11 protein-coding genes and 1 tRNA gene are annotated in these 12,228 nt (G+C 58.6%); 11 read left to right on the top strand and 1 reads right to left on the bottom strand.

Features of this window, described 5'->3' with window-relative positions:
- Positions 1-148: 148 nt before the first annotated feature.
- The 4 genes from carA to C8K61_RS20825 all read left to right on the top strand — a co-directional run bounded on the left by carA (position 149) and on the right by C8K61_RS20825 (position 5,448).
- Positions 149-1,285 carry a glutamine-hydrolyzing carbamoyl-phosphate synthase small subunit gene (carA, locus tag C8K61_RS20840; protein WP_108098219.1) on the top strand — a complete coding sequence of 379 codons (1,137 nt, stop codon included), beginning with the start codon at positions 149-151 and terminating at the stop codon, positions 1,283-1,285.
- Positions 1,286-1,320: 35 nt separating this feature from the next.
- Positions 1,321-4,542 (top strand): carbamoyl-phosphate synthase large subunit, encoded by a 3,222-nt coding sequence (carB, locus tag C8K61_RS20835; protein WP_108098218.1) that lies wholly within the window; start codon positions 1,321-1,323, stop codon positions 4,540-4,542.
- Complete coding sequence (gene greA / locus C8K61_RS20830; RefSeq protein WP_108098217.1) at positions 4,539-5,015, top strand: transcription elongation factor GreA; 477 nt, start codon at positions 4,539-4,541, stop codon at positions 5,013-5,015. The genes carB and greA overlap by 4 nt, the downstream gene beginning before the upstream one ends.
- 85 nt (positions 5,016-5,100) lie before the next feature.
- Positions 5,101-5,448, top strand: coding sequence for an MFS transporter (locus C8K61_RS20825; protein WP_371920014.1), 348 nt, complete (start codon positions 5,101-5,103; stop codon positions 5,446-5,448).
- 14 nt (positions 5,449-5,462) lie between these two features.
- Here C8K61_RS20825 and yhbY read toward each other — a convergent pair whose 3' ends face one another.
- Entirely contained in the window at positions 5,463-5,771 is a 309-nt protein-coding gene (yhbY, locus tag C8K61_RS20820) for a ribosome assembly RNA-binding protein YhbY (RefSeq protein WP_108098215.1), read from the bottom strand.
- 104 nt (positions 5,772-5,875) lie between these two features.
- On the opposite strand from yhbY, the gene rlmE reads away from it, so the two are divergent.
- From rlmE to C8K61_RS20785, 7 genes are all read left to right on the top strand, one after another.
- Complete coding sequence (rlmE, locus tag C8K61_RS20815; protein ID WP_108098214.1) at positions 5,876-6,505, top strand: 23S rRNA (uridine(2552)-2'-O)-methyltransferase RlmE; 630 nt, start codon at positions 5,876-5,878, stop codon at positions 6,503-6,505.
- 203 nt (positions 6,506-6,708) lie between these two features.
- The gene (gene ftsH / locus C8K61_RS20810; protein ID WP_108098213.1) at positions 6,709-8,622 is read left to right on the top strand and encodes an ATP-dependent zinc metalloprotease FtsH; all 1,914 of its coding nucleotides are present in this window, start codon (positions 6,709-6,711) and stop codon (positions 8,620-8,622) included.
- An 8-nt stretch (positions 8,623-8,630) separates the two neighbouring features.
- Positions 8,631-9,482, top strand: coding sequence for a dihydropteroate synthase (gene folP / locus C8K61_RS20805; protein ID WP_108098212.1), 852 nt, complete (start codon positions 8,631-8,633; stop codon positions 9,480-9,482).
- A 16-nt stretch (positions 9,483-9,498) separates the two neighbouring features.
- Entirely contained in the window at positions 9,499-10,836 is a 1,338-nt protein-coding gene (gene glmM, locus C8K61_RS20800) for a phosphoglucosamine mutase (RefSeq protein ID WP_108098211.1), read from the top strand.
- A gap of 65 nt (positions 10,837-10,901) precedes the next feature.
- Positions 10,902-11,657: a triose-phosphate isomerase gene (gene tpiA / locus C8K61_RS20795; protein ID WP_108098210.1), complete on the top strand. Its 756-nt coding sequence runs from the start codon at positions 10,902-10,904 to the stop codon at positions 11,655-11,657.
- A gap of 3 nt (positions 11,658-11,660) precedes the next feature.
- The gene (secG, locus tag C8K61_RS20790; RefSeq protein WP_108098209.1) at positions 11,661-12,041 is read left to right on the top strand and encodes a preprotein translocase subunit SecG; all 381 of its coding nucleotides are present in this window, start codon (positions 11,661-11,663) and stop codon (positions 12,039-12,041) included.
- A gap of 11 nt (positions 12,042-12,052) precedes the next feature.
- A tRNA-Leu gene (locus C8K61_RS20785) sits at positions 12,053-12,138 on the top strand.
- Positions 12,139-12,228 lie beyond the last annotated feature (90 nt).

Raw genomic sequence — 12,228 nt, 5'->3', positions numbered from 1 at the left:
GTAAGCTACAGCTTTAGTGTGTCCACTAAAAGCGCGCAGTTAACTTGAAAAAGTGATTCTAAAAAAAGCGGGGTGACGTGTCTAAACGTCATCCCGCTTTTTTACAACCTGCGTATGCCCTGTCAGGCTTGATTTACGGGAGGTCTTCTTGACTAAGCCAGCCATACTCGCCCTTGCTGATGGCAGCATTTTTCGCGGCGAAGCCATCGGAATCGACGGTCAAACCGTCGGAGAGGTGGTGTTCAATACTGCTATGACCGGCTATCAGGAAATCCTTACCGATCCTTCCTATGCCCAACAAATCGTTACCCTGACTTATCCGCATATCGGCAACACCGGCACTACGCCGGAAGACGCCGAGTCGAACCGCGTCTGGTCCGCCGGCCTGGTTATCCGTGATCTGCCTCTGGTGGCCAGCAACTGGCGCAACACCCTGTCGCTGTCGGATTACCTGAAAGCCAACAACGTGGTGGCCATCGCCGGTATCGACACCCGCCGCCTGACCCGCATCCTGCGTGAGAAAGGCGCCCAGAACGGCTGCATCCTGGCCGGCGACAACATCTCCGACGAGCAAGCCCTGGCAGCCGCACGCGGCTTCCCTGGCCTGAAAGGCATGGACCTGGCCAAAGTAGTCAGCTCCACCGAGCGCTACGAGTGGCGCTCCAGCGTCTGGAACCTGAAGACCGACAGCCACCCGGAAATCGCTGCCAGCGAACTGCCGCACCACGTGGTCGCCTTCGACTACGGCGTGAAGCTGAACATCCTGCGCATGCTGGTTGAGCGTGGCTGCCGCGTTACCGTCGTGCCGGCGCAAACCCCGGCAAGCGAAGTGCTGGCGCTGCAACCGGACGGCGTGTTCCTGTCCAACGGCCCGGGCGACCCCGAGCCATGCGACTACGCCATTCAGGCGATCAAGGACGTGCTGGAAACCGAAATCCCGGTATTCGGCATCTGCCTCGGCCACCAACTGCTGGCCCTGGCCTCCGGCGCCAAGACCGTGAAAATGGGTCATGGCCACCACGGTGCCAACCACCCGGTGCAAGACCTCGATACCGGCGTGGTGATGATCACCAGCCAGAACCACGGCTTTGCTGTGGACGAGGCGACTTTGCCAGCCAACCTGCGCGCTACGCACAAGTCGCTGTTCGACGGCACCCTGCAGGGTATCGAGCGCACCGACAAAGTGGCCTTCAGCTTCCAGGGTCACCCTGAGGCGAGCCCGGGTCCGCTGGACGTTGCGCCACTGTTCGACCGATTCATCGAAGCCATGGCCGCGCGCCGTTAAGCCTGCCGACAGACCTTAGGATTCGAGAGTAGAAAATGCCAAAACGTACAGACATCAAAAGTATCCTGATCCTCGGCGCCGGCCCCATCGTCATCGGTCAGGCCTGTGAGTTCGACTACTCTGGCGCCCAGGCCTGTAAAGCCCTGCGCGAAGAGGGTTACCGGGTCATCCTGGTGAACTCCAACCCAGCCACCATCATGACCGACCCGGCCATGGCGGACGCCACCTACATCGAACCGATCAAGTGGCAGACCGTTGCCAAGATCATCGAGAAAGAGCGTCCCGATGCGCTGCTGCCGACCATGGGCGGCCAGACCGCTCTGAACTGCGCCCTGGACCTGGAGCGCCATGGCGTCCTGGAAAAGTTCGGCGTGGAAATGATCGGCGCCAACGCCGACACCATCGACAAAGCCGAAGACCGTTCGCGTTTTGACAAGGCCATGAAAGACATCGGCCTGGCCTGCCCGCGCTCGGGCATCGCCCACAGCATGGAAGAGGCCAACGCGGTGCTCGAGAAGCTTGGCTTCCCATGCATCATCCGTCCGTCCTTCACCATGGGCGGCACCGGTGGCGGTATTGCCTACAACCGCGAAGAGTTCGAGGAAATCTGCGCCCGTGGTCTGGACCTGTCGCCGACCAAAGAGCTGCTGATCGACGAATCGCTGATCGGTTGGAAAGAGTACGAGATGGAAGTGGTCCGCGACAAAAAGGACAACTGCATCATCGTTTGCTCCATTGAGAACTTCGACCCGATGGGCGTGCACACCGGTGACTCGATCACCGTAGCCCCGGCGCAGACCCTGACCGACAAGGAATACCAGATTCTGCGTAACGCCTCGCTGGCGGTACTGCGCGAAATCGGCGTGGAAACCGGCGGCTCGAACGTGCAGTTCGGTATCTGCCCGGAAACTGGCCGTATGGTGGTGATCGAGATGAACCCACGGGTTTCTCGCTCCTCTGCCCTGGCCTCGAAAGCCACTGGTTTCCCGATCGCCAAGGTCGCCGCCAAGCTGGCTGTTGGCTACACCCTCGACGAGCTGCAGAACGACATCACCGGCGGCAAAACCCCGGCCTCGTTCGAGCCGGCCATCGACTACGTGGTTACCAAGATCCCACGTTTCGCCTTCGAAAAATTCCCCAAAGCGGATGCCCGTCTGACTACTCAGATGAAGTCCGTGGGTGAAGTCATGGCCATCGGCCGTACTTTCCAGGAATCGCTGCAGAAAGCCTTGCGCGGCCTGGAAGTAGGCGTAAACGGTTTCGATCCCAAGCTGGATCTGACCAACCCGGAATCCAAGGCCGCGCTCAAGCGCGAACTGACCGTGCCGGGCGCCGAGCGCATCTGGTACGTGGCTGACGCCTTCCGTGCCGGCATGAGCTGCGACGATATCTACGCCTTGACCATGATCGACCACTGGTTCCTGGTGCAGATCGAAGACCTGATCAAAGACGAAGAGCGCATCAAGACCCTGGGCCTGTCGTCCATCGACCGCGATGTGATGTACAAGCTCAAGCGCAAAGGTTTCTCCGATGCCCGTCTGGCCAAGCTGTTGGGCGTGACCGAGAAGAACCTGCGCAGCCACCGTCACAAGCTGAAAGTGTTGCCGGTGTACAAGCGCGTCGACACCTGCGCGGCCGAGTTCGCCACCGACACCGCTTACATGTACTCGACCTACGAGGAAGAGTGCGAAGCGAACCCGTCGACCCGCGACAAGATCATGATTCTGGGCGGTGGCCCGAACCGTATCGGTCAGGGCATCGAGTTCGACTATTGCTGCGTACACGCCGCCCTGGCGATGCGTGACGATGGTTACGAAACCATCATGGTCAACTGCAACCCGGAAACCGTTTCCACTGACTACGACACCTCGGACCGCCTGTACTTTGAGTCGGTAACCCTGGAAGACGTGCTGGAAATCGTCCGCGTTGAACAGCCTAAAGGTGTGATCGTTCAGTACGGCGGCCAAACCCCGCTGAAACTGGCTCGCGCTCTGGAAGAAGCGGGCGTACCGATCATCGGTACCTCGCCTGATGCCATCGACCGTGCCGAAGACCGTGAGCGCTTCCAGCAGATGGTCGAGCGCCTGAACCTGCGTCAGCCGCCAAACGCCACCGTGCGCAGCGAAGACGAAGCGATTCGTGCCGCCAACAAGATCGGTTACCCGCTGGTGGTGCGTCCGTCCTACGTATTGGGCGGCCGGGCGATGGAAATCGTCTACGAAGAAGAAGAGCTCAAGCGCTACCTGCGTGAAGCCGTGCAAGTCTCCAACGACAGCCCGGTATTGCTCGACCACTTCCTCAACTGCGCCATCGAAGTCGATATCGACGCGGTGTGTGACGGCGAGACCGTGGTAATCGGCGCGATCATGCAGCACATCGAACAAGCGGGCGTGCACTCTGGTGACTCCGCTTGCTCGCTGCCACCGTACTCACTGCCGGCGCACATCCAGAACGAGATCCGCGAACAGGTCAAGAAAATGGCCCTGGAGCTCGGCGTGGTTGGCCTGATGAACGTGCAGATGGCGGTCCAGGGCGAGGACATCTTCGTCATCGAAGTGAACCCGCGTGCTTCCCGTACCGTACCGTTCGTGTCCAAGTGCATCGGTGTTTCTCTGGCCATGATTGCCGCGCGCGTTATGGCCGGTAAAACCCTGAAAGAAGTCGGCCTGACCGAAGAGATCATTCCGAACTTCTACAGCGTGAAAGAAGCGGTATTCCCGTTCGCCAAGTTCCCAGGCGTTGACCCGATCCTCGGCCCAGAAATGAAGTCGACCGGTGAAGTGATGGGTGTGGGCGATACCTTCGGTGAGGCGTTCGCCAAAGCGCAGATGGGCGCCAGCGAAATCCTGCCAACCGGTGGCACTGCGTTTATCAGCGTGCGCGACGACGACAAACCTCTGGTGGCCGGCGTTGCTCGCGACCTGATCAGCCTGGGTTTCGAAATCGTTGCCACCGCCGGTACTGCCAAGCTCATCGAAGCGGCTGGCTTGAAAGTCCGTCGCGTGAACAAGGTGACCGAAGGCCGTCCGCACGTGGTCGACATGATCAAGAATGACGAAGTCACCCTGATCATCAACACCACCGAAGGTCGTCAGTCGATCGCTGACTCTTACTCCATCCGCCGTAACGCGCTGCAGCACAAGATCTACTGCACCACCACCATTGCGGCGGGCGAGGCCATCTGCGAAGCGCTGAAGTTCGGTCCTGAAAAAACCGTACGCCGCTTGCAGGATCTGCATGCAGGATTGAAGGCATGATCAAGTACCCAATGACCGTCCAGGGCGCTCGCGCCCTGGAAGAAGAACACGCCCACCTGACCAAGGTCGTGCGTCCGAAGCTCAGCCAGGACATTGGCACGGCCCGCGAATTGGGTGACCTCAAGGAAAACGCCGAATACCACGCTGCTCGCGAGCAGCAGGGTATGGTCGAGGCGCGTATCCGTGACATCGAAGGGCGTATGCAGAATGCGCAGATCATCGACGTCACGGCCATCGAGCCGACCGGCAAGGTGATTTTCGGTACCACGGTGGAGATCGCCAACGTCGAGACTGACGAGCGCGTGACCTACCAGATCGTTGGTGAAGACGAAGCGGACATCAAACTCGGCAAGATTTCCGTCGGTTCACCCATCGCTCGCGCCTTGATCGCCAAGGAAGAGGGCGATGTGGTTGCTGTGCGCACGCCCAGCGGCCTGATCGAGTACGAGATCGTCGAGGTTCGTCATATCTAAGGCTCGCACCATCGACGCGGGTGCCATCAGTTGGCGGCTGGCTCAGACGTTCTGGGTCGGCGGCCTCTGGCTGCTGCATTTGGTTATGTTGCCGGCGTTGGAGCGAATTGGTCTGGCGCCGATGTTGGTCGAGGAAGTCGCCAATACCTTGAGCCCATTGCTGGTGCTGCTGGCAGCGGCTGGTTTGCTGCTGCAAGCCCTGGTTCTGCTGCAGGTCGAGCGCTTTGATGCCCTGTGGCGCGACTCTCGCGGCCAATTGCTGGTCGTGAGTTTACTGGTGGCGTTGGGCTACGGCGCGTTGCAGCGCTGGTTGCCGGACGCACTGCGTCTACAGTTATTCTGTTTTCTGGTCTTGGCGTTGTGCGGTGTGCTGCTGGTATTGCAGCCGGTGCCGGACGGCGAGGCAGCCAGGGCGCGCAAGGCGCGCCACTGACAGGGAGCGGGATATCAGCTGAAGCGGGTGACGTTGGACAACTGCTTATTGACCTTCGGGTTCTTGCGGTAGATCAGCGCCATCTTGCCGATGACCTGTACCAGTTCAGCCTTGGCGGTCTTGCACAGCTCGTCGATTGCAGCCAGGCGCGATTCACGTTCAGTGATTCTGAGTTGGATCTTGATCAGTTCGTGATCAGTCAATGCGCGCTCCAATTCGGCAAGCACACCTTCGGTCAAACCATTGTCAGCAACAATCAATACCGGTTTCAGATGGTGACCGATAGATTTGTACTGTTTCTTCTGCTCCTGAGTGAGCGGCATAATCTGACCCCTGCGTCTGATCTTGTAAAAAGCGGCGGCTAGTTTACCCGAGCGCTCTCGGTACCGCCCAGTTAATCACGCCCCGTTAATTTTTGAGGTGCCCAGTGGCACGTTCCAAATCAAGTCAAGGTTGGTTGAAAGAGCATTTCGACGACCCCTACGTAAAAATGGCGCAGAAGGACGGCTACCGTTCGCGTGCCAGCTACAAATTGCTGGAAATCCAGGAGAAAGATCGAATCCTGCGTCCGGGTAACACCGTGATCGACCTCGGCGCTGCACCGGGCGGCTGGTCGCAGGTAACCAGTCGAGTGTTAGGCGACAAGGGTCGCTTGATCGCGTCCGATATCCTGGAAATGGACAGCATCCCGGACGTTACCTTTATTCAGGGTGACTTCACGGAAGAGTCAGTGCTGGCGCAAATTCTTGAGGCTGTCGGCAATAATCCGGTAGACCTTGTGATTTCCGATATGGCCCCCAATATGAGTGGGGTGAAGATGGCGGATCAGGCGCGCTCGATGTATCTGTGCGAGTTGGCTCTCGATCTGGCTGGCCAGGTGCTGCGTCCTGGCGGCGATTTTCTGATCAAAATCTTCCAAGGCGAAGGCTTTGATGAGTACCACAAGCAGGTGCGGGCGATGTTTGAGAAGGTGCAGATGCGCAAGCCGCTGTCGTCTCGTGACCGCTCCCGCGAGCAATATTTACTGGCCCGTGGCTTTCGCGGGGCGCAAGATTGAACCCATGAAGAAACGGTTCAGTCGAACGTTATACGAATCGAGCGTTGTTTTGCCGCTTTCCACGGCAGTGCCTCATAAAGGGTTACAGACGCTTCCTGCCTAGGTTCGGAAGTTGTGTAGTAAGTTAGGCTGATCAATATCCAGCCGTAATGCGAGGTTCGTCCCGCGTGGGGCCTGCTTCAGAGGGTAGCTAATTGAACGACATGGCAAAGAACCTGATCTTGTGGCTGATCATCGCTGCCGTCCTGGTGACGGTGATGAACAACTTTTCCAGCCCGAGCGAGCCGCAGACGCTGAACTACTCGCAATTTATCGAGCAGGTCAAAGATGGTGGCGTGCAAAAAGTCACCATCGAAGGCTTCACCATTACGGGTATTGGCACTGACGGTAAGCCGTTCACTACCGTGCGCCCGATGATTGAAGACCGTGGTCTGATCGGCGATCTGATCAACAACAACGTCACCGTTGAAGGCAAAAAGCCTGAGCAGCAGAGCATCTGGACTCAGTTGCTGGTCGCCAGTTTCCCGATCCTCGTCATCATTGCGGTGTTCATGTTCTTTATGCGCCAGATGCAAGGCGGTGCCGGTGGTAAAGGCGGTCCGATGAGCTTTGGTAAGAGCAAGGCCCGTCTGCTGTCTGAAGACCAAGTGAAGACAACCCTGGCTGACGTTGCGGGCTGCGACGAGGCGAAAGAGGAAGTGGGTGAGCTGGTCGAATTCCTGCGTGACCCGGGCAAGTTCCAGCGTCTCGGCGGCCGTATCCCTCGCGGTGTGCTGATGGTGGGTCCACCGGGTACCGGTAAAACCTTGCTGGCTAAGGCCATTGCAGGCGAAGCCAAAGTCCCATTCTTCACCATTTCCGGCTCTGACTTCGTGGAAATGTTTGTCGGTGTCGGCGCCAGCCGCGTCCGCGACATGTTCGAACAGGCCAAGAAACACGCTCCCTGCATCATCTTCATCGACGAAATCGACGCCGTCGGTCGTCACCGTGGTGCTGGCATGGGCGGTGGTCATGACGAGCGTGAGCAGACCCTGAACCAGTTGCTGGTTGAGATGGATGGCTTTGAAATGAATGACGGCATCATCGTCATCGCCGCCACCAACCGTCCGGATGTACTCGACCCGGCCTTGCTGCGTCCCGGCCGTTTCGACCGCCAGGTTGTGGTTGGCCTGCCGGATATCCGCGGTCGTGAGCAGATTCTGAAAGTGCACATGCGCAAAGTGCCGATGGGCGACAACGTCAAACCAGCCGTTATCGCGCGTGGTACGCCCGGCTTCTCCGGTGCCGATCTGGCCAACCTGGTCAACGAAGCGTCGCTGTTCGCTGCTCGCGCCGGTAAACGCATCGTCGAAATGAAAGAATTCGAACTGGCCAAAGACAAGATCATGATGGGCGCCGAGCGCAAATCGATGGTCATGTCCGAGAAAGAGAAAATGAACACCGCGTTCCACGAGGCGGGTCACGCCATCGTCGGTCGCCTGGTGCCTGAGCATGACCCGGTCTACAAGGTCTCCATCATTCCGCGTGGTCGCGCTTTGGGTGTGACCATGTTCCTGCCGGAAGAAGATCGCTACAGCTTGTCCAAGCGTGCGCTGACCAGCCAGATCTGTTCGCTGTACGGTGGTCGTATCGCGGAAGAGATGACCCTGGGTTTTGACGGTGTTACCACCGGCGCTTCCAACGACATCATGCGTGCCAGTCAGATAGCTCGGAACATGGTCACCAAGTGGGGTCTGTCCGAAAAACTCGGTCCGCTTATGTATGCCGAAGAAGATGGCGAAGTGTTCCTCGGTCGTAGCATGGGCAGCCAGCAGAGCAACCTTTCTGCTGATACTGCCAAATTGATCGACCTGGAGGTGCGCAGCATCATCGACGAGTGCTACGGCACCGCCAAGCGCCTGCTGGAAGAGAACCGCGACAAGCTCAACGCTATGTGTGATGCGCTGATGAAGTACGAAACCATCGATGCCGAGCAGATCGACGACATCATGAATGGCCGTACTCCGCGCGAACCACGCGACTGGCAGGATGACGGTGATTCTGGCACCACGATCAGCAAGCAGGATCAAGCCGAAACCCCAGAGAAACCTATCGGTGGCCCGGCCGCTGAGCATTAAGGCCTGACATGTCCCTGACGCAACACCCGAACCGGCTGCCGTGTGGCAGCCGGTTTCTTGATTTAAGCCGCCCGCACGTAATGGGCATTCTTAACGTCACCCCAGATTCTTTCTCCGACGGCGGACACTTCAGTCGTATCGATCTGGCCTTGCAGCATGCGGCCGATATGGTCGCCGCTGGCGCGACGCTGATCGACGTTGGTGGTGAGTCGACGCGCCCTGGCGCACGCCCGGTTTCTCCGGTCGAGGAGTTGGAGCGCGTTGCGCCGGTGGTCGAAGCGATTGCCCGCGAGCTGGATGTGATTATCTCAGTGGATACCTCCACGCCGGCGGTGATTCGCGAGTCGGCGCGCCTGGGTGCAGGGTTGATCAACGATGTCCGTTCGCTTCAGCGTGACGGCGCGCTTGAGGCGGTGGCCGCAACCAATTTACCGGTGTGCCTGATGCATATGCGCGGCGAGCCCGGCACCATGCAGGACAACCCGATGTACACCGATCTGGTTGCCGAGGTGGGTGATTTTCTGAGTGAGCGCATGGCGGCCTGCATAGCGGCCGGTATTGCTGCTGAGCGCTTGGTACTGGATCCGGGCTTTGGCTTTGCCAAAACCTACGAACACAATCTGTCGCTGTTCAAGCACATGCAGGAATTGCACGCCCTTGGTCGGCCGCTATTGGTTGGTGTCTCACGCAAGAGCATGATTGGTCGGGCGCTGGGGCGGGAAGTGGGCGAGCGTCTGTATGGCGGCCTGGCATTGGCAGCCCTGGCAGTGGCCAAGGGCGCGCATATTTTGCGTGTGCACGACGTCGCCGAGACGGTGGATGTGGTGCGCATGATTGCTGCTGTTCAAGCAGCAGAATAAGAAGATCGGAGAGCATATGGGCAAGAAGTATTTCGGCACCGACGGTATTCGTGGGCGCGTAGGTCAGTTTCCGATCACTCCTGATTTCATGCTCAAACTGGGCTGGGCAGCGGGCATGGCGTTCCGCAAGCAGGGCGCTTGCCGCGTGCTGATTGGCAAGGACACGCGAATCTCCGGGTACATGTTCGAATCGGCCCTGGAGGCCGGGCTTTCTGCGGCGGGCGCTGACGTGATGCTGCTGGGGCCGATGCCTACACCGGCCATCGCGTACCTGACTCGTACCTTCCATGCCGAGGCTGGCATCGTCATCAGTGCCTCGCACAATCCCCACGATGACAACGGCATAAAGTTTTTCTCCGGTCAGGGCACCAAGCTGCCTGATGAGCTGGAGTTGATGATTGAGGAACTCCTCGATGCGCCGATGACCGTGGTCGAGTCGGCGCAATTGGGCAAGGTTTCGCGCATCAACGACGCGGCCGGCCGCTATATCGAATTCTGCAAAAGCAGTGTGCCCACCAGCACCGATTTCGCCGGTTTGAAATTGGTCGTCGATTGCGCCCACGGTGCCGCCTACAAGATCGCGCCGAGCGTGTTTCGCGAGTTGGGGGCGCAGGTCACTGTGCTTTCTGCGCAGCCCAACGGCCTGAACATCAACGAAGACTGTGGCTCCACACATATGGAGTCGCTGCAGGCTGCGGTCGTGGCCAATCAGGCGGATCTGGGTATCGGCTTCGATGGCGACGCCGACCGCGTGCTGATGGTCGATCACACCGGCGCCCTGGTGGATGGTGATGAGTTGCTGTACATCATCGCCCGCGATCTGCAGGAGCAGGGCAAGCTGCAAGGCGGGGTGGTTGGCACGCTGATGAGCAACCTCGGTCTTGAGTTGGCGCTGGCCGATCTGAAAATTCCGTTCGTGCGCGCCAACGTCGGCGACCGCTATGTCATTAGCGAATTGCTGGAGCGAAACTGGCAGATCGGCGGTGAGAGCTCTGGCCATATCGTTTGCTTTCAACACACCACCACCGGTGATGCGATCATCGCGGCGTTGCAAGTGCTGCTCGCGCTGAAGCGCTGGGACAAGAGCTTGGCAGAGGCGCGTCAGGGGGTGCGCAAGTGTCCGCAGGTGTTGGTTAACGTGCGTTTTGCTGGCGGTGTCGATCCCGTTGCCCATCCTGCTGTTACTGATGCCTGCGCGCGCGTAACTGAGCGCATGGGTGGGCGCGGGCGTGTCTTGCTGCGTAAGTCCGGTACCGAGCCGCTGGTGCGTGTGATGGTCGAGGGCGACGATGAAGCCCTGGTGCGTAGCTATGCTGATGAATTAGCTAAAGTAGTTACTGAAGTCTGTGCCTGATTCGGCTTGCTAATCCCTAATCTCTTGGGTAGCATCTGCGCCCACTTTGATCGACGAGGTAGAACATGCGTCGCCCCTTGGTAGCTGGTAACTGGAAGATGCACGGTACCCGCGCCAGCGTCGCTGAGTTGATCAAAGGCCTGCGCCTCTTGGCATTGCCGACTGGTGTTGAGGTGGCGGTTTTTCCGCCCTGCCTTTACATCAATCAGGTGATGACTGGTCTTGACGGTAAAGCCATTGCGGTCGGTGCGCAAAATTGCGCAGTCGAACCCATGCAAGGTGCGCTGACCGGCGAGATCGCATCGAGCCAATTGGCTGATGCAGGATGCACGCTGGTGCTGGTTGGTCACTCGGAGCGTCGCCAGATTCTCGGTGAGAGCGATGAGTTGCTAAGTCGCAAGTTTGCCGCTGCGCAATCCTGTGGTCTTACCCCGGTGTTGTGTATCGGGGAAACCCTGGCGCAGCGTGAAGCGGGCAAGACCCTGGAAGTAGTGGGTCGCCAGCTTGGCAGTGTGATCGAAGAGTTGGGTGTTGGTGCTTTCGCTCGTGCAGTTATCGCTTACGAGCCGGTTTGGGCAATTGGTACAGGCTTGACCGCAACGCCAGAGCAAGCTCAGGAAGTGCATGCAGCAATACGTGCGCAACTGCAAGCAGAAAATGCCGAAGTGGCTCGCGGTGTGAGAATTCTTTATGGCGGCAGTGTCAAGGCGGCCAATGCGGTTGAATTGTTCGGCATGCCGGATATCGATGGGGGGCTCATTGGTGGAGCCTCTCTGAATGCGGATGAGTTTGGTGCGATCTGTCGCGCCGCAGGAAACTAAGAGATGCTGGAAACTGTCGTTGTAGTTCTGCACCTGCTGGCGGCCCTGGGCGTTGTTGCGCTCGTACTGCTGCAGCAGGGTAAAGGTGCCGATGCCGGTGCCTCGTTTGGTTCGGGTGCTTCGGCAACTGTTTTTGGTAGCCAAGGTTCCTCTACCTTTCTTAGTCGTTTTACTGCTATACTTGCCGCCGCTTTTTTCATAACTAGCTTGGGCTTAGGCTTCTTTGCTAAGGAAAAAGCTAGCTCGCTGAGTCAGGCTGGTTTGCCTGCCCCAGCAGTGGTAGAGCAGCAGAAAAAACCGGTAGCAGAAGATGTGCCGGTGCTCGAAGAGCAAAAGCCAGCGTCTGACGCCGGCGACGTACCTCAAGCTCCAGAGCAGAAGTAAGTGCGTTAATTGCCGAGGTGGTGGAATTGGTAGACACGCTACCTTGAGGTGGTAGTGGCCATAGGCTGTAGGGGTTCGAGTCCCCTTCTCGGTACCAATTGAACAGCAAAGCCCGCTTCATGCGGGCTTTGCTGTTGCTGGGGGTTGGATTGACCCACGTGTGAGTTCGGTCGTATACTTCGGCCCC

It is taken from the genome of Pseudomonas sp. GV071 (genome assembly GCF_003050835.1).
Taxonomy (GTDB): domain Bacteria; phylum Pseudomonadota; class Gammaproteobacteria; order Pseudomonadales; family Pseudomonadaceae; genus Aquipseudomonas.
The sequence above is the reverse complement of the archived record's forward strand: the minus strand, read 5'-3'. Positions and strand labels throughout refer to the sequence as shown.

Bases quoted from the DNA above. Each gene is read 5' to 3' on its own strand.
- carB (WP_108098218.1), top strand. From the start codon at position 1,321: ATGCCAAAACGTACAGACATCAAAAGTATCCTGATCCTCGGCGCCGGC.
- greA (WP_108098217.1), top strand. From the start codon at position 4,539: ATGATCAAGTACCCAATGACCGTCCAGGGCGCTCGCGCCCTGGAAGAA.
- C8K61_RS20825 (WP_371920014.1), top strand. From the start codon at position 5,101: ATGTTGCCGGCGTTGGAGCGAATTGGTCTGGCGCCGATGTTGGTCGAG.
- yhbY (WP_108098215.1), bottom strand. From the start codon at position 5,771: ATGCCGCTCACTCAGGAGCAGAAGAAACAGTACAAATCTATCGGTCAC.
- ftsH (WP_108098213.1), top strand. From the start codon at position 6,709: ATGGCAAAGAACCTGATCTTGTGGCTGATCATCGCTGCCGTCCTGGTG.
- folP (WP_108098212.1), top strand. From the start codon at position 8,631: ATGTCCCTGACGCAACACCCGAACCGGCTGCCGTGTGGCAGCCGGTTT.
- glmM (WP_108098211.1), top strand. From the start codon at position 9,499: ATGGGCAAGAAGTATTTCGGCACCGACGGTATTCGTGGGCGCGTAGGT.
- tpiA (WP_108098210.1), top strand. From the start codon at position 10,902: ATGCGTCGCCCCTTGGTAGCTGGTAACTGGAAGATGCACGGTACCCGC.
- secG (WP_108098209.1), top strand. From the start codon at position 11,661: ATGCTGGAAACTGTCGTTGTAGTTCTGCACCTGCTGGCGGCCCTGGGC.